Annotated in this window: 17 protein-coding genes; 8 read left to right on the plus strand and 9 right to left on the minus strand. The window is 61.3% G+C overall.

The window, feature by feature from the left end; translation table 11 throughout:
• Positions 1 to 3: 3 nt before the first annotated feature.
• From C4Q26_RS26750 to C4Q26_RS26770, 6 genes are all read right to left on the minus strand, one after another.
• Positions 4 to 1,566, minus strand: a complete 1,563-nt coding sequence (locus C4Q26_RS26750; RefSeq protein WP_104881810.1) for a Wzz/FepE/Etk N-terminal domain-containing protein — start codon at positions 1,564 to 1,566, stop codon at positions 4 to 6.
• Between the two features lie 20 nt (positions 1,567 to 1,586).
• Positions 1,587 to 2,702, minus strand: coding sequence for a hypothetical protein (locus tag C4Q26_RS26755; protein WP_027907581.1), 1,116 nt, complete (start codon positions 2,700 to 2,702; stop codon positions 1,587 to 1,589).
• A gap of 26 nt (positions 2,703 to 2,728) precedes the next feature.
• Positions 2,729 to 3,286: a polysaccharide biosynthesis/export family protein gene (locus tag C4Q26_RS26760; protein WP_023380461.1), complete on the minus strand. Its 558-nt coding sequence runs from the start codon at positions 3,284 to 3,286 to the stop codon at positions 2,729 to 2,731.
• 267 nt (positions 3,287 to 3,553) lie between these two features.
• Positions 3,554 to 3,730 carry an EPS-associated small membrane protein EppA gene (gene eppA / locus C4Q26_RS28185; RefSeq protein ID WP_023380460.1) on the minus strand — a complete coding sequence of 59 codons (177 nt, stop codon included), beginning with the start codon at positions 3,728 to 3,730 and terminating at the stop codon, positions 3,554 to 3,556.
• A gap of 550 nt (positions 3,731 to 4,280) precedes the next feature.
• Positions 4,281 to 5,390, minus strand: coding sequence for a glycosyltransferase 61 family protein (locus C4Q26_RS26765; protein ID WP_104883967.1), 1,110 nt, complete (start codon positions 5,388 to 5,390; stop codon positions 4,281 to 4,283).
• A gap of 69 nt (positions 5,391 to 5,459) precedes the next feature.
• Entirely contained in the window at positions 5,460 to 6,608 is a 1,149-nt protein-coding gene (locus tag C4Q26_RS26770; RefSeq protein ID WP_023380458.1) for a hypothetical protein, read from the minus strand.
• Between the two features lie 457 nt (positions 6,609 to 7,065).
• Here C4Q26_RS26770 and C4Q26_RS26775 point away from each other — a divergent pair, with 457 nt between their 5' ends.
• The gene (locus C4Q26_RS26775; RefSeq protein ID WP_189673033.1) at positions 7,066 to 7,239 is read left to right on the plus strand and encodes a hypothetical protein; all 174 of its coding nucleotides are present in this window, start codon (positions 7,066 to 7,068) and stop codon (positions 7,237 to 7,239) included.
• Between the two features lie 29 nt (positions 7,240 to 7,268).
• Here C4Q26_RS26775 and C4Q26_RS26780 read toward each other — a convergent pair whose 3' ends face one another.
• A complete protein-coding gene (locus tag C4Q26_RS26780) occupies positions 7,269 to 9,512 on the minus strand; it encodes a bifunctional diguanylate cyclase/phosphodiesterase (RefSeq protein ID WP_023380457.1) in 2,244 nt (747 codons plus the stop codon).
• A 140-nt stretch (positions 9,513 to 9,652) separates the two neighbouring features.
• On the opposite strand from C4Q26_RS26780, the gene C4Q26_RS26785 reads away from it, so the two are divergent.
• The 3 genes from C4Q26_RS26785 to C4Q26_RS26795 all read left to right on the plus strand — a co-directional run bounded on the left by C4Q26_RS26785 (position 9,653) and on the right by C4Q26_RS26795 (position 13,163).
• Positions 9,653 to 11,272, plus strand: coding sequence for an NADP-dependent glyceraldehyde-3-phosphate dehydrogenase (locus C4Q26_RS26785; protein WP_104881811.1), 1,620 nt, complete (start codon positions 9,653 to 9,655; stop codon positions 11,270 to 11,272).
• A 163-nt stretch (positions 11,273 to 11,435) separates the two neighbouring features.
• Positions 11,436 to 11,903, plus strand: coding sequence for a VOC family protein (locus tag C4Q26_RS26790; RefSeq protein WP_023380455.1), 468 nt, complete (start codon positions 11,436 to 11,438; stop codon positions 11,901 to 11,903).
• An 84-nt stretch (positions 11,904 to 11,987) separates the two neighbouring features.
• Complete coding sequence (locus tag C4Q26_RS26795) at positions 11,988 to 13,163, plus strand: hypothetical protein (protein ID WP_104883968.1); 1,176 nt, start codon at positions 11,988 to 11,990, stop codon at positions 13,161 to 13,163.
• A 317-nt stretch (positions 13,164 to 13,480) separates the two neighbouring features.
• Here C4Q26_RS26795 and ilvA read toward each other — a convergent pair whose 3' ends face one another.
• Together ilvA and C4Q26_RS26805 are read right to left on the minus strand one after the other, a co-directional pair.
• On the minus strand, positions 13,481 to 15,043 hold the full coding sequence (gene ilvA, locus C4Q26_RS26800) for a threonine ammonia-lyase, biosynthetic (protein ID WP_027907586.1): 1,563 nt from the start codon (positions 15,041 to 15,043) through the stop codon (positions 13,481 to 13,483).
• Positions 15,044 to 15,223: 180 nt separating this feature from the next.
• On the minus strand, positions 15,224 to 15,655 hold the full coding sequence (locus C4Q26_RS26805) for a PACE efflux transporter (protein WP_023380452.1): 432 nt from the start codon (positions 15,653 to 15,655) through the stop codon (positions 15,224 to 15,226).
• A 178-nt stretch (positions 15,656 to 15,833) separates the two neighbouring features.
• Between C4Q26_RS26805 and wecB the strand changes: the two genes are divergently transcribed.
• Genes wecB through C4Q26_RS26825 form a run of 4 tightly spaced genes read left to right on the plus strand, consistent with a single transcriptional unit; the run spans position 15,834 to position 22,994 of the window.
• Positions 15,834 to 16,988: a non-hydrolyzing UDP-N-acetylglucosamine 2-epimerase gene (wecB, locus tag C4Q26_RS26810; RefSeq protein WP_023380451.1), complete on the plus strand. Its 1,155-nt coding sequence runs from the start codon at positions 15,834 to 15,836 to the stop codon at positions 16,986 to 16,988.
• Positions 16,985 to 19,159 carry a cyclic di-3',5'-guanylate-activated glycosyltransferase NrfB gene (nrfB, locus tag C4Q26_RS26815; protein WP_104883969.1) on the plus strand — a complete coding sequence of 725 codons (2,175 nt, stop codon included), beginning with the start codon at positions 16,985 to 16,987 and terminating at the stop codon, positions 19,157 to 19,159. The genes wecB and nrfB overlap by 4 nt, the downstream gene beginning before the upstream one ends.
• Positions 19,156 to 22,155: a phage receptor gene (locus C4Q26_RS26820; RefSeq protein ID WP_104883970.1), complete on the plus strand. Its 3,000-nt coding sequence runs from the start codon at positions 19,156 to 19,158 to the stop codon at positions 22,153 to 22,155. The genes nrfB and C4Q26_RS26820 overlap by 4 nt, the downstream gene beginning before the upstream one ends.
• On the plus strand, positions 22,155 to 22,994 hold the full coding sequence (locus tag C4Q26_RS26825) for a DUF4434 family protein (RefSeq protein WP_023380448.1): 840 nt from the start codon (positions 22,155 to 22,157) through the stop codon (positions 22,992 to 22,994). The genes C4Q26_RS26820 and C4Q26_RS26825 overlap by 1 nt, the downstream gene beginning before the upstream one ends.
• Positions 22,995 to 23,060: the final 66 nt, after the last annotated feature.

Genomic DNA, 23,060 nt, shown 5'->3' on the forward strand with positions numbered 1-23,060 from the left:
TCCCTATTCAAACCGAGCCATAGCTTTGAAAAGCAGAAGGTCCAACGGCATGTACAAGAAATGGACCATCGCTAATATGATAGCAACCAACAACAACCCGGCGACCACCATCAGGGTTCGCGAGCGTTTGCGCTGGGCCAGCTCGGCCTGGGTGGAGATAAACGGCACTGCAACCAGCACACGCTTGCCCACCACGCTTTCCAGGGCACCCACACCGCGTACGCGCTGATTGAGCATTTCCAGCAACATCACCAGTGCACCGCCACCGGCCGGGGCCAGCAATACCCCCAAGGCAACGATTTTCTTGCGGTTGGGCTTGACGGGTTTTTCCGGCATCAGCGGCGGTTCCAGCAGCACGAAACGTTCCGCCTTGTTTTCCTCTTCCAGGCTTTCGGTGATTTTCGCGCCCATCTCCTTGGCGCGAATTTCTTCGTACTTCTTGCGCGCGTTATCGTGATCGCGCATCAACGTCACCAGGCCACGCTCGACTTGAGGCGCTTCAAGAATCTCCGCCTCGTAGCCTTCGATCTTCTTGGTCAGCTGACGCTTTTGCTCGGCAAGCGAGGCGATGCGTGATTGCGCAGCCTCGATGCGCGTGCGCACCCGGGCTGCATCCAGATTCGTCTCAGCTACTGCCATACCATTGCCGCCGGCGGTTTCAAGTGCCTGGATCTTGCGCTTGACCGCCTGTACGTCAGGGTGGGCATCTTTATACCTGCCAAGCAGCCTGGCGTACTCTGCCTTGAGGCTGGCCAGGTCCTGCGGTTGATCTGCCACGCTCCTGCCGTTGTCCGGCTTGACGGTCAACCCGGCCTTGGCAGCGGACAGTTCCAGCTCCAGGTAACGCAGCTCTTCCTGCGCGGCCTTGTAGTCACGGTCGACTTCCCTGAACTCAAGCTCGGAGCGCGACAGCATGCTCATGCGCAGCTCCTGATGCTCCGGCAAGGCATTGGCGTGGGCCTGCTTGAAGTCGGCCAGCTGGTTCTCCAGGCTCGCCAGTTCGGCACCCAACTTGTTCGCTTCCTGGGTCAGGAACTCGGTGGTCTCGCTGGCCCGCTCGGTGCGCTGCTTGACGTTCTCGTTGAGAAACAGCGTGACCAGTTCGTTAGCCACTTCCTTGGCCACTTCTGGACGCTTGTCCTCGTAGGACACATTGAAAGCCACCGTTGCCTCGCCGCGTCCCTTCACGAAGGTACTGACGGTGGCGACCACGATGGAGTTGCGCATCTTCTCGATCTTGTCCGACTCGCTGAATTGCTTGCCCTTGTCGGCGAACAGGCCGTACTTGTCGATGATGCGCAACAGGTTCTCGCGGGTCATCACCCGCTGGCGAATCACTTCGATGCGTTCATCGGCAAAACTGTTGTTGTTTGCCGACACCAGCTCTGGCGAGATTTGCTGTGACTCCACCAGAATGGTGCCGGTCGACTGGTAGATGGGAGGGACCGTGACAGCGACTGCCACGGTGAGTGCAAGAATGACCACGATACTGACCCCCAACAGCAGGGCTCTTTCCTTGATGATTGCCAGGTAATCTTTGAGGGACAGTTCGTATTCAGACTTCATAGAGGCCACCGCGCTGAAATTCAGAGGTCGGGTAATCTATACGTCAAGGTCATTCCAATGATGGTGCCTGTTGCATCCGGCAAGTTGTCTTGCTGGCGTTCCTTGTACATCAACGATAGGCGCAGATCCCAAAAAGGCGAGAGTTCACGACTCGCCCACGCGCTGTAGCTTTGCAAAGTATTGGGTGTGGTGCCTTTGGCGTCTTGCCAGGAGGCATCCAGCCCCACACGAGTGAGCTCGGTAAGCGCATAACTCCAGCTGCCACGTACTGCATCGAGTTCGGCAAAGCCCCCGGATGCGCTGGCAATGGTGCTTCGCTCGGCACTGAAAATCGCATCGGCTCGTTCCCCGATGTAGCGCAGCGAGACCCCTCCCTCCCCGCGCCTGCCCCCTTCGGAGCCGGACACCTGGTTTACCCCTACATGCACATCCCCGGTGAAACGTTCGGAGAACTGGTACTTCAACCCCACCGTAGGCGTGTAGCTGTTGGAGGCGAACGCCGTGGTGTCGTCCTGCGGCTCGTAACGCCGTGCGATGAAGCTGGTATAGAGGTCGGTGCGCTCGCTCCAGTTGTAAGTCCAGGTCAGCACGTTCGCCAGCTCGTCATAACCGGTCAGCGTGGTGATGTCGTATCGGGCGTGGGAGTACGTGGTTTCGTTGGCCAACGTACTGCGTTCGGTAATGGCATCACTCCAGTTGGCGGTCACCGTCGAGAGCTTCTGCGTGCCGTCGGTTGTCACCACGCCGGTGTCCTGGACCAGCGCCGACAACGTCGAACTTTCGTTGTAGTTCGCCCTCAGGCCGAAGCGGCCGCGCTCCGTTTCCCGCTGCCAGCCAAGGCTGACGTTGGGGTCTTCACGGTCCTTGATAATGGCCGTGTCGGACGAGCGCAGCACTTGCACGCCCAAACCAAAACTGAACTCGTCGCGGCCGAGCGTGCCGACCAGGCCAAAGTCAGGCGCAATGATCGTGCGCGTCACTGCCTTTTCGTCAGACGTCAACAGCAAGGGGTTGCTGTCATACTCGACCGTCGTCGGTACGGCAACCGAACTGTGCCAGATAGCGGCATGAACCATCCCCGAGTACGGCAAAATCAAGAGTGCTGTGGCAACACCCGTATTTCTGAGAAGCGGCATTCTGAGCCTTACTGCACATGGCAAGATCAAGGTACGATCAATGTGTCACCAGCGCGCAGTTGGAAATTGGTGGACATGTCGCGCCCAGACACCAAATCCTTGTAGCGTACTGGCAGTACTTTTTGTGAGTCGCCGTTTTGGCGAACAACTTTTATTTCGCTTTCGTCCGCAAACTTGTCCAGGCCGCCTGACATGCTCAGCGCCTGCAACACTGCCGTGGGTCCATACATTTCAACCGGCCCAGGCTTGATCACTTTACCTTGCACGTAGACGAGATTGCCAGCCGTACTGGTGACCACGACGCTTACATGCGGATCGGCCAAGAAGGGTTCGAGTTTGACTTTGATTTTCTGCGCGACGGTCGTGACATCAAGACCGGCGACATCGACACGCCCGGCAAGGGGGAAGGTGATACTGCCATCGGGCAGGACCGTGGTTTCCTGGCGCAGGCTTTCTTCCTGCCACACGGAAATCATCAATTTATCGCCGGCACTGAGCTGGTAAACCGGACTCTGATCTTCGGCATGGCTGGTACCCACCCCAACCAGCAGCACGCAGAGCACAGAACACATCAAACGCACCATGGGGGATCCCTCCAGGCAAGTAGCCATGTAAAGAGCACTATGTGAGAACAACAAAAAACAGCTTCTCGCTCCACACCGGTCAAACCACCTGTTGCGACAGTTGACCGCGACACCACAAACCACTCACTGCAACCAGGCAACCTTCAGGTTGTCGGCAAGTGGAATATAGCAACGGCTCGCGAATTGACAAGCTGCGACCCCTGATGCCAACGACCTCGCGTCAAATGCCCGACAGGGCACCCAAGTCGTTGACTCTCCTTGTAAAAATCAAACTTTTCTTCGGTTAGCCACGACGACGAAGCCGATGACAGCGACTGCGAAGAGCCAGCCAGCCGTCGCCAACGGAATTACACTCGCCTGGTTGATGTAGGAGTCGGCAGCGCGCGCCGCGCCACTCAAAAGTATCAATAAAAATATAGATTTAATGAACAGTGTCGAGCGCATGATCCCCTCCTGACAAAGAGGATAAACACGGGGAAGGAAGTGTCTTATTAGCTGCTGATTGGAGCTTATGGGCACAATGATATTACGTCAACGATCCGACACCATAATATATCTCAATGAGGCAGGCCCAATATCGTCAAAAAGTTGCCAGGTTAAATTTGTAAGCTTTTGCGCGTTACGCCCCATTGACCGAAGACGTTGATTCCATTGCAAAACCCTTACGCGACGAGTCTGAACATACGCCGTGCCCTACCCGGGCTCACCGCGCGGGTTGTCACTGCGTTGAAACGGCCGATGTGTTTCACGGGTGATAACCCAAATGCTAATCGTTGTAAGTCCAACCCAGATTTGACGCATTCCAGGCTCTGCGTGAACAGTCTTGAGACGAAGGTCAGACAAGGGGAAAACAGCCGAGGAAGCGGCGTTTACGGGTTGTAAATGAGCCTTCCGAGGCTGTTCTCAACGCAGCATCACCGGGTAGCAAGGCTTTGCGTACAGAGCTTAGGCCCCGCGTGCCGGTGAGAGGGGGGACGCGGTACAGGCAACCGGTTTATGACGGCAGTAGATCCAGTGTGCGCTCAACCTCGTCGATATCGATCTTGAAACCCTCGCCGTCCGGTGTCCCGACCACAAAACCGAAATGCTGGTGATCACGATCGGTTATGAACTTGTAGTAGCTGACGAACCGGTTAGGCGGTTGTAGCGCCAGCACCGAGCCTCCGTCCTGAAGTACATTCACGCCGTGCGCCAACTGGCTGCCTTCAACACCTATCACCGTTCTAGCACCTGCACAGGCCGCCACGATGCTCGGCACATCGGTTTTGAGGGGATTGATGATGCGAAAGCCTCGGTGCTTGCGCAGGTGCTCGGCAATCTCAAGCTCGTTGCGCAACAGCCGTAGTTCGCCATCGCCACCGCGCAACAGGAAAACACCAGGATGGGGCGCATGCTCGACATGGGACAGCAACTTCTCCCCCATGCCCCGGTAACGCAGGTGCCTGTTGCGGTTATTGCTCTGGTCGTCGAACAACACCAGTTCGCGAATGAAGGCATTACGCAAACGCAGCGGCCGCATGCCCAACCAGTCTTCATATGCAGGGGCCTGGGCGAACAAGGGGAATTTCGCCGAAGGCGCTGTAGTAATCGGTACGCCCTCATTACAAGCCAACGGATACGTCGCGCAATCCTCCATCAACCAGGTGCCGAACCAGGAGTTGCCGTGCAGCGTGCAATAGGCCGCCGCACGCTCGATTTCATGCTCTACGACAATTCCGGGAAAATGCGTAGGGCGCAAGGACAGCCAGTGGCAGGCATCGTCCTTGTACAGGGCACCGTCGATCAACCATACATCCTTGATCAGGTAGCCTCGCGTGGCGCCATGGTCGACGGTCAAGCCGCCTTCCATCGTCCGGCGCGGGTGCTCGAAGGGATGAAATTCCCAACCGGTTACACGCTCCAGCTGGTTGGGCAGGAAGATAGCGCGTGGCGACACAGTGGTCTCACTCGGGGCAATCTCCCAACTTTTCTCGGCAATGCTTTTAAGGTCGATCTCTGCCTGTCGGGAGAACCGTTTGCGGGCGATGTATTTGTAGGCGGCCAGCGTCAATTTTTTTCGACCCCTAGCAGGTGTGGCACTGAAGGGCGTGACATCGCTTCCCATAGTGAGCTCCCAAGGCTGCGCGGCTAATCGCCAAAAAATCAGCTGATCCGTGTTCTTCCTTAATGCGGATCAATTGGACAACACCCTTTCCATCTTGGGCGGGGACTGAACGTCGGCATAACGACTGCGCAAGGTTTCGACGAATTGCTCGGCAGCCGTCCGTGCGCCATAGAGATAAATCTTGTGCAGGCCGCCGAAGACCATTTCACGGTAACGGCTGGCAATCTCTTCTTCGCTCGGCCCCTCAGGCAGGCCCAGGTGAAGTGTCAACTTGTTGCCTTCGACGGCAAACAAGGGGGTGTCCCACAAAAACCGGGCAATGCCGGTCTTGGGTAAACGAACGAACAGGTAGCCGTAGTTGCCGAAGGGGTCGACATCGCCACCGCGCCGTCGTTTCCATTTCAGCAGCCCGTCATCGGGCCGCGCCAGGCACATGCCGATGTCGTAATAGTCGAAGCCGTTGGCCAGCGCCCACTCAAGGGCCATGAACGTGGTGATCGAATTGACCTCGCGCAGTTTTCTGGCGTCCGAAAACACAGCCTCGCAATAGCCGAAGCGCACCGTACTCCAGTAGCGCTTGCCACCTCGAACGACTTCGCATCCCAGATGACAGGCCACGACTTCGTCGCCCAGGGTGATCAGGTCGAGACGGCCAAAGCCCTTGGCCAGGCGCAGCACCTCTTCACTGGGGATCTGCACCGCCCTGCCGCCTTGCCGGGCGGTGGCATAGGGGCGAAGCAACTGCGTATCGGCCATTGCGATGTCCTCATCGGACAACGCCTGACGCATGCTGTAAAGCGGCCGGTTCTTACGGATGCTGCGCCTCAACTCGCTGTCGTAGCGTGCGGTGATATCCTCCAGCGACCGACCAAGCGGCACCACGGCGCTCAGATAATGGGGAACCGTCAAGGCGCCTGAGGTGGGCATTTCGCTGACTACCACCACATGCCCCGATGCAACCGGCGTCGAGTGCCCCTCGCCCGCCTCCCCTTGCTCCTTGCCGGAAATCAGTACCTGAGCCAGCTCGCGCTGTTGCTTTCTGCCGATGTACAGCACCTCGTACGGACTCTCCTGACCCAGCCGGAAGCGAGCCACCTCCCAACGCCAGACACATGCCCGCCCCATCAGCTCACGTATCTTGTGCGAAGCAGTCTTGATCTCGTAACGCGTGGAGGGAGAGATGAATGTGCGAGCAACCGCCGCCAAGGTCTTTTTCATTGCTTCTTCGACGTCCTGTGATGTTGTCTGTGGGCAGGTCGGAAAAAGATCTGGATACATCGCGAAACGTGTATTTAAACACTTGATACGCATGACTTAATCAGAAAATAATGCGCGCCTATTCAGCGATAATTAAAGATGCAAGGCTACCCCTTTGCAAGCGGCACTTTGACACCATCGAGTGCTGTTTTATGGCGTCAATATTTCTTTGACTGAAGTTCTCTTTGAGTACCTCGGTTTATCGCGTATTGCGCCGTTTTAAACCACTCGTCGTTTTCAACACCCCAGCTATTCTTTTGCCCAATGGCTTGGCGTGTCGTTTGCAACATCGGTTTTCGCCGCCAAGCAAGACGACATTCCGACGCAGCAACGGCCAACTTTTATTGCCTACCCACGCGTGCAATGGCGCCTGGTCAGTCACCGGAGATGTAACGTGTCAACGCTTAGTGAAATTGCTATGAACCACGCCAAAATGGCCAAAGGGTTGGCAGAACACACCGCAGAGCCGCCATTGCGGCAGCCAGTGGTCGTCGGGGGCTTCGAGATCAGCGCCTTGGAATTGACGCAGCCCCCCTGCAATGTCGAGGTTCAGGAGCGCTACCTGGACCAGCCCTGCCTGGCCGCCCTGTAATCGCTCGGACGACGCACCGCCGGCGCCTGTCAGGCGCCCGTCGATCGCTGGCGTTGTGGATGTTGGTGCAACCAACGCTGGAACTCGGCAGCGGGCATCGGCCGCCCCAGCAAATAGCCCTGCCCCTGGTCGCAGCCTGTGTTGCGCAGGAAGTCGTATTGCGCCTGGGTTTCGATCCCCTCCGCGGTGATGCGATAACCCAGGGCGTGCCCCAGGTCGACGATGGCCCGGGCCACCGCCACCGCATCATCGTCTTCGGGCAAGTCCTTGATGAAGGCACGGTCAATTTTCAGATGGTCGATGGGCAAGGCGCGCAAATAGGCCAAGGATGAATACCCAGTACCAAAGTCGTCCACGGCCGTTGCGACACCCATCGCCTGCAGCTGGGCCAGTACCGCGCAGGCCTGCTGCTGGCTTTCCATCAACAGGCTCTCGGTGATTTCCACCTCCAGCAGGCTGGGCGACAAGCCGTGCCGCTCCAGGGCCAGTGCCAAGGTGCTGACATAATCGCTACGTTCGATCTGCAGTGCCGCCACGTTGATCGCCAATGGCCCGGGCAGGCAGTCGTGGTCCCTCCAGGCTGCCATCTGCGCGCAGGCCAGCTCCAGCACCAGTTCGCCCAGGGGAATGATCAAACCTGTACGCTCGGCCAGCGGGATGAATTCACCGGGGGAAACCAGGCCATGCTCCGGGTCTCGCCAGCGCAATAACGCCTCCACCCCTTCCAACCGACCGCTGAACAGGTCGAGCTTAGGCTGGTACCACAGCTCGAATTCATTGTTCTGCAGCGCCCGGCGCAGATTGCGCTCCAGTTCCAGGCGTTGTTGCAAGCGTTCGGTCATCTCAGGCTGGTAAGGCTGCCAGGCATTGCGTCCGCCCTCCTTGGCTGCGTACATCGCGGTGTCGGCATGTCGTAACAGGCTGTCGGCGTCCGCACCATGCTGCGGGCACCAGGCCAGACCGATACTGCCTGTGACCAGGCCAGCATTGCCGTTGAGGTCGAATGGCCGTTGCAAGCAGCGCAACAGTGCGCGCACCTGCTGGTTCACCTGACCCTGGCTACCCTGGAGCATGAACACGAACTCGTCCCCCCCCAGGCGACACACGCGGTCGGCACTGTCGAGCTCCTGGAGAAAACGGGCGGTAGCTTGCTGCAGCAGCAAGTCGCCCATGGCATGGCCGAGGCTGTCGTTTACCTGCTTGAAACCGTCGATGTCGAGCATCAACACCGCCAAGCCACGTCCCTGGGTGATAGCCTGGGTCAGTTGCTGCTGGAACAGCACACGATTGGGCAGCCCGGTGATGGTGTCGTAATGAGCGGAGCGCTCAAGCTTGGCCTGGGATTCGCTGAGTTCCACGTTCCGCAGGTGCAACAGACGCTGCTTGCGGCTCAGTTGCGAGATGCACAGGGTAAGCAGCCCGGTACAACCCAGCGAGAACAGGAACCAGGGGGAAGCCAGCAGCCCCGGAAACAACGGCCAGCCGTGAAGCGGCGCGGCCACCAGCTGCCAGTGCCCACCCGGCACCTCCACCGGCAGACTGAGCAGCGGCCTTTCGAACAACCGTGCATCCCCCCAGATCATGGCGCCCTCACCGCCTTTGCCATCGACACCGCGCAAGGCGATGGCAATGTTCAGGTCAGGCCGCAAACCGGCCGAAACCAGCAGCCGCTCCACATCGGTCACCACCGACACGCTGCCCCAATAACGCTTGGCGCTCCCCTCGTCAGCCATGAACACCGGCCGCCGATAGATCAGCGCCGTGCCCCCCTGGTACAGGTGCACCGGGCCGGCCAGTATCGGCTGATGCCGCTCCCTGGCTGCCTGCAACACCGGATACTGGTCCGGCAGACTGCGATAATCCAGGCCAATGACCGCCTGGTTACCCTTGCGCGGATAGATATCGCGGATCACGTCGTTGGGGGCCAGCGCCACATGGCGCATGTAAGGCACCGACGCCAATGCCTCGCGTGCCATGACACGAAAATGCTCAGGGCTGATACCACCATCGGCGGCAATTAATTGCGCGATGCCTTCGGTCTCGCCGAACGCCGCGCGTAACTGCGCCTCCAGCGCTGCGCGCACTCCCGACAACTGCGCGCTCAAGGTGCTGACCTGGTCGCTGCGTTCACGCTGGACATCGAGCCGGCCAAGCAACACCGACAAGCCGATACCGACCAGGGCGAAACCGATGGGCAACAAACGGCTGGCATGACGGCGAATGGCCTCTGACGTCGGGGCCGGCTCGTCTGGAGATGGGTAAAAAATGCTCATGGTCCCGATGCTGGAGGTCGATTGACTGTGTATCGGCGCAAACCGGGCAATGTTGAGCCAGACTGGTGTTTTTCTTCCGGCGGGTGCATGCTCAGGTGCTGAAGCGTTTCACCCTGCCAAATATGTGAGGTGCAGTACCCATGGACCGTCTGCTCGATTCGCTGTTTCCCACTGCCGATGACATCCCCGAAGCGTGGCGCCTGGGAGCGCCGCTGGAACAGCGCGAATACCTCGTCAATGGCGAGTTGAAGCGCTGGGACGGCCCCCTGGCCACCGTCCGCAGCCCGGTCTGGATCAAGGAAAGCGATACAGAGCGCCAAGTCATCCTCGGCAGTGCGCCGCTGCTCGATGCCGATACCGCACTCACCGCCCTCGATGCCGCGGTGCAGGCCTACGACAAGGGCCGCGGTGCCTGGCCGACGATGCGCGTGGCAGAGCGCATCCAGCACGTTGAAACCTTCCTGGCCCGCATGCTTGAGCAACGCCAGGCAGTGGTCAAGCTACTGATGTGGGAAATCGGCAAGAATCTCAAGGACTCGGAAAAAGAGTTCGACCGCACCTGCGACTACATCGTCGACACCATCAACGCCCTCAAGGACCTCGACCGCCGCTCCAGCCGTTTCGAGCTGGAACAGGGCACCCTCGGCCAGATCCGCCGAGCGCCGCTGGGCGTGGCACTGTGCATGGGGCCATACAACTACCCACTCAATGAAACCTTCACCACGTTGATCCCGGCACTGATCATGGGCAACACCGTGGTGTTCAAACCGGCCAAGTTCGGCGTTCTGTTGATTCGTCCGTTGCTCGAAGCCTTCCGCGACAGTTTCCCGCCAGGTGTCATCAACGTCATCTATGGCCGTGGCCGCGAGACCGTCAGTGCCCTGATGGCCAGTGGCGACATCGACGTGTTCGCCTTCATCGGCACCCACAAGGCGGCGAGTGACTTGAAGAAGCTTCACCCGCGCCCGCACCGCCTGCGTGCCGCCCTGGGCCTGGACGCCAAGAACCCCGGCATCGTGTTGCCCGAGGTTGACCTGGACAACGCGGTGGAAGAAGCCGTCACCGGCGCCCTGTCGTTCAATGGTCAGCGCTGCACGGCGCTGAAGATCCTGTTCGTGCACGAGGATGTGGTCGATGCCTTCCTCGACAAGTTCCAACGCAAGCTCGCTACCCTCAAGCCGGGCATGCCATGGGCGCCGGGTGTAGCGCTGACCCCGCTGCCCGAGCAGGGCAAGGTCGACTACCTCGACGGCCTGGTAGCCGATGCCATTGCCAAAGGCGCGCGGGTGCTCAACGAAGGGGGTGGGCAAAGCCGAGGCTCGTTCTTCTACCCCGCCCTGCTCTACCCGGTGGCACCGAGCATGCGTGTCTACCATGAGGAGCAGTTCGGCCCGCTGGTGCCGGTGGTGCCCTACCGCGACCTGCAGACGGTGGTCGACTATGTGCTCGACTCCGACTACGGCCAGCAACTGAGTCTATTCGGTAACGACCCGCAGACCATTGGCAACCTGGTCGACACCTTCGCCAACCAGGTAGGCCGCATCAACATCAATGCACAGTGCCAGCGAGGGCCTGACACGTATCCGTTCAATGGCCGCAAGAACAGCGCCGAGGGCACCTTGTCCGTACACGATGCCCTGAGGGTGTTCTCGATTCGGACCCTGGTGGCGACCAAGTTCCAGGAGGCCAACAAAGCATTGATCAGCGAGATCATCCGTAACCGTCAGTCGAGTTTCCTGACCACTGACTACATCTTCTGATGTCTTGCAGCCGCCAGTTCAGGCTGGCGGTATAACGTTTATAGGAATTTGTTCTAACCACCCTGTCGATTTTTCAAGCGCGCAAACGACTCTATGCAGTAGGTAACGTTGGGAGGCTCGCTCGCCGGGTCTTCCGGCATCCACGTCAAAGGAGCGATGAAAAATGACAGTCAAACCCATCCCCGAAGGCCAGCACAGCATCACCCCCTATCTGGGTATCAAGGATGCGAGCAAGGCCATCGAGTTTTACAAGAAAGCCTTCGGCGCCATCGAGATGTTTCGCCTCGATGGCCCGGATGGCCGTGTCGGCCATGCCGAGCTGAAGATCGGCGACTCGTCGTTGATGCTCGCCGACCCTTGCGACATGGAAGGCAGCCTCAAGGCCAGCCAAACCATCAGTGCACCCGCCGTTGGCCTGCACCTGTACGTCGCGGACTGCGACAGCGTCTATGCCCAGGCAATTGCCGCTGGCGCCACCCAACTGCATCCGCTACAAGACCAGTTCTATGGCGACCGCAGCGGCACCTTGAAAGACCCGTTCGGCAACCTCTGGTTCATCTCAACCCACAAGGAAGACCTCAGCGTCGAGGAGATACGCGCACGCGCCGCGAAAATGTTCGGCGGCAACTGAGCGCCAGGCAGCTTGCCTCACGCTTGAAGTTGAAACCCGCGCGGCTTTGCTTGAAGCTTGGGGCTCGTAGCTTGGAGCTGCTCAATGCGAATCATCGACAAGACCGCCGCGCTGGTGCGCAGCCTCACGCCCGCTGAAGAGGAGCTGCTGGTCGGCTTCGCCAACGGCACACTCGCCGGCCCACGCCTACTGCAGGCTAACCAGTGGCTGATGAAAGTGCGCAGCGCCAACCAGTGGCTGGCATGCGACTGCCGCAAGGACGCCCTGCCCGTGCTCAATGTCACGCTCAACGGCAACACTGGCACGCTGTTTCTAAAGAACAACCCCGGCACTGCGGAACATGCTCCCGGCTGCCCGTTCAGCAAGGATGAGCGCGAAGACAGCGAGGACGAGCAAGCGCCCAGTTCGCCGGTTGCCTGGCTTGCGCCCGATACACCACTGCGTCTGATCGGTGACTTCCAGAAGGCTGGCGATGGCATTGAAACCAGCGAGCGACGCGAACAGCAGCGCTTGCTGTCGCTGCTGCTGACCTGGATGGAGACCAGCGGCCTCAATCTGTATGCCTCGCACCTGAAGAAGGACCTTACCGGGCAGTTCGCCGAGCTGCGTGGCGTGGCCGGTCGCTACCCATTGCTGGCGCGGGTGCCAGCCAGCAATTACCTGGAAACCCGCCTGGACATGAAGCACATGATGATGCTCAAGGCCAGGCTGCGCGAAGCGACGGTGTTCGGCAACCACCGCCGCCATGGGCTGATACTCGACTGCGTCGACCAGATCAAGGGGCGCAAGCTGTTCAACAACCGCAACGAGGACGGCTTCGACTTCCAGGGCCACCACCTGTACTGGGGCGGCAGCCGCGCATCCGGGCCGTTGCTGGCGTTGGCGCTCTACTCGCCGACCACGGCCGGCAGCCATTTCTATGAGCTGATTCACGTGGCCAGCGTGCCGGTGCTGTCGCGAGCTCACCTGTTCCCGGTGTACCGTGACGAAGAGCGCGAGCCGCTCAAGGCGCTGGTGTCGTTGATCGACTGGATGGCCAGCAAGGGCGTGAAGGTGCAGATGCGCAGACCGGTGATTGGTGGCCAGGTGATGGACGAGTTGGTGCTCACGTCGGACCAGGATCGCGTGTTGTCGGTATCGTTGCTGGAAAAGCCGCTGGGGCCAGAGCCTGAGACCGAACATTTCAAACGCTACGCCGACTTCAAGAGCTTGGAGACCTTCCGCAAGTATGTGGCGGGGTTCTTCATGCGGGAGCGCTGAAGTGCTTTTTTGGGGGGTGGATGCTTGGCGGCGCTGGTGAGATCGAGCGCCGCCCGCGCGGCGCATCGCGAGCAAGGCTCGCTCCTACGTTTGTTGCGGGCCAGTAACGTCAGTGACAGGCGCGCGCGTCCGCCTGGTTTGTACGACCCCATATTGCGCCGTGCTCTAAAGCGTTCGCGCGCATATCCCACAGATTCATTGGCCCGAAACCGACGTAGGAGCGAGCCTTGCTCGCGATGCGCCGCGCGGGCGGCGCTCGATCTACGCATCACCTCCTAACACAAGACCGCCACTTCACCGCCCCTACCTCCCCGGAATCACCCAAGAAACAACCGATACGCCGGGTTATCCGTCTCGTCCCAATACCGATAGCCCATCTCGTCCAACGCCTGCGGCAAGCTGCCCTGCTCGTCGTCCGGCACTTCCAACGCCGCAAACACCCGGGCCTCGGCTGCTCCGTGGTTGCGGTAATGGAACAAACTGATGTTCCAGCGCTTGCCCAGACGCTCCAGGAAGCCCAGCAAGGCCCCCGGCCGCTCGGGGAACTCGAAGCGCAGCACCCGCTCATTGGCGCCTGGTGCCGCGTGGCCGCCGACGGTGTGACGAACGTGCAACTTGGCCAGTTCGTTGTCGGTCAGGTCGAGTACGTTGTAGCCCTGTTCGCGCAAATGGTTCAGCAGTTGCTCGCGCGGATCATGCAGCGGGTGCGTCTGAACGCCCACGAACAGCCGCGCTTCCTTGCCTGGATAATAGCGGTAGTTGAACTCGGTGATCTGCCGCTTGCCCAGCGCCTGGCAGAAGGCGCGGAAGCTGCCTGGCTGCTCAGGGATGGTCACGGCGATGATCGCCTCGCGCTGCTCGCCCAGTTCGGCGCGCTCGGCGACATGGCGCAGGCGGTCGAAATTGACGTTGGCGCCCGAGTCGATGGCAACCAGAGCCTTACCCTGCACGCCTTCACGGGCTACGTATTTCTTGATGCCCGCCACGGCCAGGGCGCCGGAAGGCTCGGTGATCGAACGGGTGTCGTCGTAGATGTCCTTGATCGCCGCGCACAGCTCGTCGCTGCTGACGGTGACCACCTCATCGACGAAGTGACGGCACAACTCGAAGCAATGCGCGCCGATCTGCGCCACCGCCACGCCGTCGGCGAAAGTACCGACCTGGGGCAGAATCACCCGTTCACCGGCGGCCATGGCAGCCTGCAGGCAATTGGAATCCTCCGGTTCGACACCGATGACCTTGACCTCGGGGCGCAGGTACTTCACGTATGCGGCAATGCCCGCCACCAGTCCGCCGCCGCCAACCGGCACGAAGATCGCGTGCAGCGCACCTGGGTGCTGGCGCAGGATCTCCATCGCAACGGTGCCCTGCCCGGAAATGACATCCGGGTCGTCGAACGGAGGCACGAAGGTCGCCCCCTCATCGTCCGCCAGCTTCAGGGCATGGGCCAACGCGTGGGGGAAACTCTCGCCGTGCAACACCACATGGCCGCCACGGGAGCGCACGCCTTCGACCTTCAGCGACGGGGTGGTAGTGGGCATGACGATGGTCGCTTTGATCCCCAGGTGCGCCGCCGCCAACGCGACACCCTGGGCGTGGTTGCCAGCCGATGCAGTGATCACCCCGCGCTCACGCTGCGCCGTGCTCAAGCGTGACAGGCGGGTGTAGGCACCGCGGATCTTGAACGAGAACGTCGGTTGCAGGTCTTCGCGCTTGAGCAGCACCTGGTTGCCCAGGCTTGCCGACAACGCCGGAGCGACTTGCAAGGGAGTCTCGATCGCCAGGTCGTACACCGGCGCGGCGAGAATGCGCCGAACCTGTTCCGACAGCAGTTGCTGGGGGGTGACGAGGGGACGCGGGCTGACACTGAGGTTGGTCATCGATGACTCCTGGTTGTTTTCACGTTGCCCAGGAGTCAGAGAGAAAAAACCCGCCTCCAGGGCGGGTTCGGTGCACGTACGCGCTAGCCCGCCAAACTGATAATGGCGGTAATAATAATGGCGTTGGCGTGCGGGAATGTGTTCATGGGTAGGGAAGTTATCCCGCCGCTAAGCAGGAAGTCAACACTTTGCTTCTTGCGCCGAGACCGGCACATCGAACACTTTGTCGAAGCCCCACTGGAACACGAACGCGTACACGAAGAAGAACACGAACAGTGCCAGGTTGGTGAGCAACGCCGCCCACAAGCTGATGTCCATCCAGTACGCCACCAGTGGCAACAGTATCAACACCAGTCCGCCCTCGAAGCCCAGCGCATGCAGGAACCGCCGCCACAACGTGCGGGTGCGCTGGCGCTGACGCGCCTCCCAACGCTCGAAGGCCCAGTTGAAGCCCATGTTCCAGCTCATGGCGATGCCCGACATCAGCACTGAAAGCACCGTCGAATGGGCCATGCCTGCATCGAACATCAACGACAACGCCGGCGCCACGCACGCCACGGCGATGATTTCGTAAAGGATGGCCTGAACGACCTTGCGGGCCTTGCCTTGCATGTGGGGCTCCTGAGTCACGCGAAAGCGAACGGTACGCCGGTTGACGGGCATGTTCAACGTGCACATTCAGCGCGCCTGCCGGATTGGACAAGCTCTGGTTCCCCTGCTTGTATCTAAATCCTGCAAGCGCGACGCAATCGTACAACTTCGGACATGGAATCGGACGAGGAGCACGACGATGTCCAAAACCGTCATGATGGTATTCGGTACCCGCCCTGAAGCGATCAAAATGGCACCGTTGGCACGCGTACTGCGCGATTGCCCGGCGCTCGACCTGCACATCTGCTCCACCGGCCAGCACCGGGAAATGCTTGAACAGGTGCTCACCGCCTTCGGTCTGACCGTCGACCAGGACCTCAAGGTCATGACCCAGAACCAGACCCTCAACGGGCTGGCACGCGATCTGCTCGACAAGATCGACAAAGCCTACGAGCAGGTACAACCCAAGATCGTGCTGGTCCATGGCGACACCACCACCAGTTTCATCGCCGCCCTGGCAGCGTTCCACCGGCACATCCCCATCGGTCATGTCGAAGCCGGGCTGCGCACCGGCAACCTCCAGCAACCCTGGCCGGAGGAAGCCAACCGACGTTTGACCGGGGTGATCGCCGACCTGCATTTCGCACCCACCACCAAGGCTCGTGACAACCTGCTGCACGAGGGTGTGCCGTTGGAGCACATCGAGGTGACCGGCAACACGGTCATCGACGCCCTGCTCTGGATGCGCGAACACCTGACGCGCAGCCACTGGCGCCCTGCTGCCGACTCGCCGCTCGGCAAGTTGCGCGACGATCAGCGCATGGTCCTTGTCACCGGCCACCGCCGTGAAAACTTCGGCGCGGGCTTCGAGCGTATTTGCCTGGCCCTGGCCGAACTGGCGCTGCGTTACCCGGACGTGCAATTCGTCTACCCGGTGCACCTCAACCCACAGGTGCAAAAAGCCGTGTATGGCGTGCTGTCGGGCCGCGAGAACGTTCACCTGGTTGCCCCCCAGGACTACCAGCACTTCGTCTGGCTGATGAACCGTGCCTACCTGATCCTCACCGACTCCGGGGGCGTGCAGGAAGAGGCGCCCGCGCTGGGCAAGCCGGTGCTGGTGCTGCGCAAGGTGACCGAGCGACCCTCGGTGCTCGAAGGCGGCACGGTCAAGCTGGTCGGTACCCTGACCGAACGCATCGTCAAGGAGACCAGCCAACTGCTCGACGACCCCGAGGCGTACAGCAAGATGGCCAGGGTCTTCACCCCCTTTGGTGATGGTCACGCCAGCGAGAAGATCGCCGATCGCCTGAGCGACTGGCTGGACGCCACCGCCGTTAAACGAGATGACGCATGAGCCTGGCTTTCATCGACTTCCTCACTTATGTGCTGTTCGGCCTGAAAATCCTCGCCATCATCCTGGCGACACTGATGTTTCTGCTGGGCCTGGACGACTTGTTCATCGACCTCTGCTATTGGTGCCGAAAACTGATCCGCCGCTTCCGGATCTATGACAAATACGAAAAAGCCGACGAAAAACGCCTGTACGAAGTGCCGGAAAAACCGCTGGCGATCATGGTCCCGGCCTGGAACGAAGTCGGTGTGGTGGGTGAAATGGCCCGCCTGGCCGCCTCGACCATCGACTACGAGAACTACCAGATCTTCGTCGGCACCTACCCCAACGACCCGCAGACCCAGGCCGATGTCGATGCCGTTTGCCTGCACTATCCCAACGTCCACAAGGTGGTCTGTGCCCGCCCCGGCCCGACCAGCAAGGCTGACTGCCTGAACAACATCATCGACGCCATCCTCAGGTTCCAGGACGATGCACGCATCGAGTTCGCCGGCTTCATCCTGCATGATGCCGAGGACGTGATCTCGCCCATGGAACTGCGCCTGTTCAACTACCTGCTGCCGAACAAGGACATGATCCAGATCCCGGTGTACCCCTACGCACCGGAGTGGAAAGGCTTCACCGCCGGGCACTATGTGGACGAGTTCGCCGAGAACCATGGCAAGGATGTGATCGTGCGCGAGGCACTGACCGGCCAGGTGCCCAGTGCCGGGGTCGGGACCTGTTTCAGCCGCCGGGCCATCAGCGCCCTGCTCGAAGACGGTGACGGCATCGCCTTCGACGTGCAGAGCCTCACCGAAGACTACGACATCGGCTTTCGCCTGAAGCAAAAGGGCATGAAGTGCATCTTCGCCCGCTACTCGATCACCGACCCGGCGCTTGCGCTCAAACACGACTGGCGCGTGGGCATGAGCCGCGAGTTTTCCCAGGTCATCTGCGTGCGCGAGCACTTTCCTCGTGACTGGCAGCATGCCATCCGCCAGAAATCTCGGTGGATCGTCGGTATCGTGTTCCAGGGCACCAGCAACCTGGGCTGGAGCCGCAAGGGCGCGCTTAACTACTTCCTCTGGCGCGACCGCCGCGGGCTGTTCGCCTACCTGCTCAGCTTCCTGGTCAACTTACTGTTCCTGGTGCTGCTGGCGATGTGGCTGGTGACGGTGATCGCCCCCGATTCCTGGCGTTTCATGTCGATTCTGGGAGACAGCTGGCTGCTCTCGACACTGCTCTGGCTCAACGGGTTCATGCTGCTCAACCGCTTGTTCCAGCGTGGCTGGTTCGTCACCCGTTACTACGGCATCGGCGAGGGGCTGCTGTCAGCGCCCCGGATGATGTGGAGCAACTTCGTCAACTTCTTTGCCAACCTGCGCGCCTTGCGCCAGGTCATGGAAATGGGTGACTCGCGGCGCGTCGCCTGGGACAAGACCACCCATGAGTTCCCCGCCCTCACCTCGCCGGCACGTACTCCATTGGGTCAGCGCCTGGTAGCCAAAGGGCTGATCAGCGAGGAACAACTGCAACAAGCCATCACCAGCCCGGTACGTCGCCGCCTTGGCCGCGAGCTGCTGCTGCGCGGCTGGATCAACAGCGAACAACTGGTCGAAGCCCTGGCCGAGCAGCTGGACCTGCCCTGGGCACCGCTGAACCCGTTCAAGCTCGATCGGCAACTGATCGCCAAGCTGCCCCGCAAGCTGGCAACGCACTATGGTGTCCTGCCAGTAGCCGAAGACGGCGACACCCTGATCCTGGCCAGCGAAAGCCCGGTCAGCCAGGTATCGCTCGGCGTCATCAGTCGCCAACTCAAGCGTCCAGTCAAATGCCGCCTGGCCCCACAGGGCCGGGTTACCTTGGGCCTTCGCTATCACTACCCAAGCCGCTGGCAAGAGCCCGAGGTCCACGAGATGCTGCAGGTGCTGGAGCGCCACCAGGACGATACCGACCTGCTAGAGCGGGTCAGTCAGCATCAGGTGATGCTGGGCACACTACTGCAGGTGCGTGGCATGGTCCCGGTCACCCTGTTCAACCAGGCGTTGATCGACTTCGACCCACAGATGCAAAGCCTCGGCGAGCACTTGATCGCCCGCGGCATCATCACCGAGGAGGTGCTGCAACAGGCCCTTGCCGAACAGGCCAGCGAACAGCAGGCCGCCTTTGACCTGACGCGGGAGGTGGTATGAAGCCGCGCGTTACCCTCTCTATCGGCCTGTTGCTGTGCACCACCGCCGTGCCCGTCCTGGCCGCGCCCATGACCGAGTTCCAGCGTTTTACCAGCTACCCCTTCATGGAGCGCAGCTACCGCGAAGCGAAGAAGGACAATTGGGTCGAAGTGGAACGCCTGACCCGGCATGTGCTCAAGCGTGTACCCAACAATGACGAGGCTCGCGCCCTGCTGGTGGAGGCCTTGGCCCACCAGCGCCGCTACAAGGAAGCCGAATCCCTTGCCCAGACGCTGAGCGACAGCCCCGAGTTCGCCGACGCTGTGATGGAGCTTCGCCTGACCTGGATCGAGCAAGACCCGCCACCGGCGAGCCAGGTAGAACGTTGGCTGGCCACCACCGACGGCAATCAACGCGTGCGTTTGTGGCAGGCCTACAGCTTGAGCCTGGCCAAGTTCGGCGGTGCGGCCCGGGCATTGGACTGGCTGAACCAACTGCCGCCAAGAGAGGACGGCCAGGTCATGCGCCTGGTGCGCGCCAACTTCGCCGAGCAGCTGCGCAACTGGAAAGAGACCATCGAACAACTGGAGCCGCTGGCCGAACAAGGCAAACTGCCGGCCAAGGACTGGCAACGGCTGGCCAATGCCTACGTGCAGCAACTGGATGAAAAAGGCCTGACGCGGTTGCTGGATAGCGCCCCATCGCCGCAAGCCGCCAATCAGGCCCGCCTGGCCATGGCCAACCGGGCCATTGCCGTGGGCCATAACGAACAGGCTCAACGTTGGCTGCAGAGCTTGCCCACCGAACAACTGCAACAACCACAGCAGCGCCAACAATTGTGGGAACTGGCACGTGGTGGCGACGATGCCGCGCTGGTTCGGCGCTTGAGCAACGAACTGCAACGCCCCTGCCTGGATACGGTCGACTGGCTGTCGCGCCGCGACCCGGACCTTGCCCGTGAACAGTTCAAGGACTGCACCCCGAGCACCGACGCCCGCGCCTACGCCGTGCTCAAGCAGCGCCTGTATGGCGACCCTCCTCAACCGCCGCAGCCACGCACCGCTGGCGAATGGGAAAGTCGCTACCGGCAAAGCGGCGATCTTGCCGCGCTCGAACAAGTCACTTTCTTGCTGATGGAGCAAGGCCAGCATTCACGCGCCCGCCAACTGATCGAGCAGGCCTTCGACCGCCGCCAAGGCCGACTGACACCTTCCCTGCTGCAGCGCCTGGGCAACCTCTATGCACGCAGCGACGCCCCGCTCGATACCCGGCGCGTACTTGCCCTGGTCCCGAGGGTCGACAGCCATACCCGCGCTCAACTGCTGAGTAGATTGGCCGAAGCCGGCCAGTGCGATGCAGTGCGCCAAGCCATTCCCGCCAACCCTAGCGAAGCAGGCCAGTACCGCGCGCTGGGGCGCTGTGCCATGCCTGACCAACCTGGCGAAGCCGTGGTCTACTACCAGGCCGCCGAACGCCTGGATCCCGGCTCCAGCCGCCTGCCGCTGGCCTATGCCCTGGAAGCCGCTGGCGACTCCGAGTCTGCCTTGCCGATCTGGCGCAGCCTGCCAAGCGATGCCTGGAGCGACAACGCCCGCCTCACCGCCGCGCAAGGTGCGCTCAACGCCGGAGATGCCGAGACCGCCCGACGCTACTGGGACGCCGCCGCCCACACCAGCGCCGACGACTGGGCCCTGGGCGCCGCCATCGCCCAGCGACAGGGCGACCTCCAGACAGCCCTGGACTTCCAGCGTCAGGCACTGGCGCACAGCCCACGGGCCGACCACTACTATGCGGCCTCCAATACCGCGCAACGCGCCGGTGACACCGCGCAGAGCACGGCATGGCTTGCCGAAGCCGTGCGCCTGGATCCTGCCCAACCTCGCTACCGGGCCGACTATGGCATGCGCTTGGCCAGCGCCAGCGACAAGGCTCAACGGCGTCAGTCCATCCCCTACCTGGAGCAGGCGACCCGCGATTTTCCCGAGGACTACCGCCTTGGCGAAACCCTGGCGCTACGCTATGACGAGGTGGAGGACAGTGCCTCCGCGCGGCGCGAGCTGCGCCGCGTCATCGACGTGGAGCAGAATCTGGTCGACGGCGATGATGCGTACGGTAGCCTTGAAGCGCGCATGTACCGCCAGCGCCGCGCCCATGAAACCCTGTCACGGCGCGACACCATCACCCTGGCCAGCACCTGGTCGCCAGCCGGTACCTCGACCAACGACCGCTTCCTGGACAACGGCGTACGTAGCGGCACCTCGCGCAAGGCCCAGTCGCAGAACGTGCAACTGGCCATGTGGGACCACGCGCTAGGTGAAGAACCCAGCCGCAATGGCAGTACGTTGTCGGTCTATGGTCGAGTGCTGTTCGGTGGCCAGAGTCGCAATGAGTATGCCCAGAGCATGGGCACCGGCATCGGCCTGCGCTACAAACCCTTTGGCCGGGCCAACCTCAACCTCTATGCCGAGCTGTACCATCAGCGCCAGATCGATGACGACCACTACCGCGGCCTGAGCCTGGGCGAGCTGCTCAGCCCCAGCAAGGTCGGCAGCAACTGGGGCGACTTGCGCAGCCACGCCGAATCCAGTAACGACCTGTTGTTGCGCGCTACAGCCTCGTTCCTCGACCAAGGCGACTGGCGCAACGATTGGCGGGTGGACGAGGACGACTGGAACGAGCGCTTCCTTTACCTCGATGCCGCCTGGTGGACCCGCGCGGGCGACCATGCCTGGTTATCACGTTTTCAGCAGGGCCACGCCTGGAAACTGCCGGGTACGTCCCCGCAGACGATCATGCCCTACGGCTTCCTTGAGTTTTCCAGCCAGGACCCAAGCAACGACTGGCGTCAGGACTTGCGTACCGGCGTCGGCGTGCGCTGGCAGTGGTGGTTCGACGACGACCGCTACAACGCTTACCGCGGCTCGCTGAAGGTGCGCGCCGAGTACCAGCAGTCGTTGGGCGGCAACCTGTACGAGCGCGCCAACGGCGTGCTGCTTGGTGCGGAGATGACTTTCTGATGCGAACGATCCTGGCAGTCTGCCTGCTCGCACTGTGCCTGCCCGTGGCGGCCGACCAGCGCCTGTTCTACCAACCGCTGGACCGCGATGCCGCTGTGTCCCCTGAGCAATGGCGGCAGCTGTGGCACGCCACCGTTGCGCAAGGCGGCAAGACACTGATCGTGCAATGGAGCGCCTACGGCACCAGCGAGTTTGGCGGCGCCCAGGGCTGGCTGGCTGGCAGCCTGCGCGAAGCCCATGCCCAAGGTCTGGAACTGGTACTTGGCCTGTACATGGACCCGGCCTACTACCAGCGTCTGGACGCGCTCGATGGCGAGGGGCTGGGCAGCTACTGGAAAGCGCAGCTAGGTCGCTCGCTGAGTCAATACAACACCCTTCGCCAGCACTGGGACCTGCCGGTGGCGGGCTGGTACCTGCCCATGGAACTCGATGACCACCACTTTCGTGATGCCGCCCGGCGCGAGGCGCTGTACAGCCAGCTGCAAGCATTCAATCGCAAGCTAGACAAGCCGCTGCACATCAGCGCCTTCAGCGCCGGCACGCTTGCACCAAGGGTCAACGCCGCGTGGCTGGATCAACTGGCCGGGCTAGGCTTGAAGGTCTGGTGGCAGGATGGCGCTGGCACCGCACGGTTGCCTGCACTGGTGCGCCAGGGCTATGAACAGGCGCTGCCGTGCCGGGTGGGCGTGGTGCGTGAAGCGTTCCGTCAGGTCAGCGCTGCGGGACAGACGTTCCGCGCCGAGCCGATGCAGCCTGGGCTGACCGCCGGTTGCCATGCCGAAGCGGTGTTCGCGTTGCGTTACCGACCTTGGGCACGGGGTGTCTTGCCACAGAATTGAGTCGTTGGCTGCGGCCTTATCGCCGACGATAAGCCGGTGCTGACCAGAGCAGTCCTCAAAGGATTA

Source organism: Pseudomonas sp. SWI44 (assembly GCF_002947915.1).
Taxonomy (GTDB): domain Bacteria; phylum Pseudomonadota; class Gammaproteobacteria; order Pseudomonadales; family Pseudomonadaceae; genus Aquipseudomonas; species Aquipseudomonas taiwanensis.

Coding starts and splice junctions, on each gene's coding strand:
- C4Q26_RS26750 (WP_104881810.1), bottom strand. CDS start 1,566: ATGAAGTCTGAATACGAACTGTCCCTCAAAGATTACCTGGCAATCATC.
- C4Q26_RS26755 (WP_027907581.1), bottom strand. CDS start 2,702: ATGCCGCTTCTCAGAAATACGGGTGTTGCCACAGCACTCTTGATTTTG.
- C4Q26_RS26760 (WP_023380461.1), bottom strand. CDS start 3,286: ATGGTGCGTTTGATGTGTTCTGTGCTCTGCGTGCTGCTGGTTGGGGTG.
- eppA (WP_023380460.1), bottom strand. CDS start 3,730: ATGCGCTCGACACTGTTCATTAAATCTATATTTTTATTGATACTTTTG.
- C4Q26_RS26765 (WP_104883967.1), bottom strand. CDS start 5,390: ATGGGAAGCGATGTCACGCCCTTCAGTGCCACACCTGCTAGGGGTCGA.
- C4Q26_RS26770 (WP_023380458.1), bottom strand. CDS start 6,608: ATGAAAAAGACCTTGGCGGCGGTTGCTCGCACATTCATCTCTCCCTCC.
- C4Q26_RS26775 (WP_189673033.1), top strand. CDS start 7,066: ATGAACCACGCCAAAATGGCCAAAGGGTTGGCAGAACACACCGCAGAG.
- C4Q26_RS26780 (WP_023380457.1), bottom strand. CDS start 9,512: ATGAGCATTTTTTACCCATCTCCAGACGAGCCGGCCCCGACGTCAGAG.
- C4Q26_RS26785 (WP_104881811.1), top strand. CDS start 9,653: ATGGACCGTCTGCTCGATTCGCTGTTTCCCACTGCCGATGACATCCCC.
- C4Q26_RS26790 (WP_023380455.1), top strand. CDS start 11,436: ATGACAGTCAAACCCATCCCCGAAGGCCAGCACAGCATCACCCCCTAT.
- C4Q26_RS26795 (WP_104883968.1), top strand. CDS start 11,988: ATGCGAATCATCGACAAGACCGCCGCGCTGGTGCGCAGCCTCACGCCC.
- ilvA (WP_027907586.1), bottom strand. CDS start 15,043: ATGACCAACCTCAGTGTCAGCCCGCGTCCCCTCGTCACCCCCCAGCAA.
- C4Q26_RS26805 (WP_023380452.1), bottom strand. CDS start 15,655: ATGCAAGGCAAGGCCCGCAAGGTCGTTCAGGCCATCCTTTACGAAATC.
- wecB (WP_023380451.1), top strand. CDS start 15,834: ATGTCCAAAACCGTCATGATGGTATTCGGTACCCGCCCTGAAGCGATC.
- nrfB (WP_104883969.1), top strand. CDS start 16,985: ATGAGCCTGGCTTTCATCGACTTCCTCACTTATGTGCTGTTCGGCCTG.
- C4Q26_RS26820 (WP_104883970.1), top strand. CDS start 19,156: ATGAAGCCGCGCGTTACCCTCTCTATCGGCCTGTTGCTGTGCACCACC.
- C4Q26_RS26825 (WP_023380448.1), top strand. CDS start 22,155: ATGCGAACGATCCTGGCAGTCTGCCTGCTCGCACTGTGCCTGCCCGTG.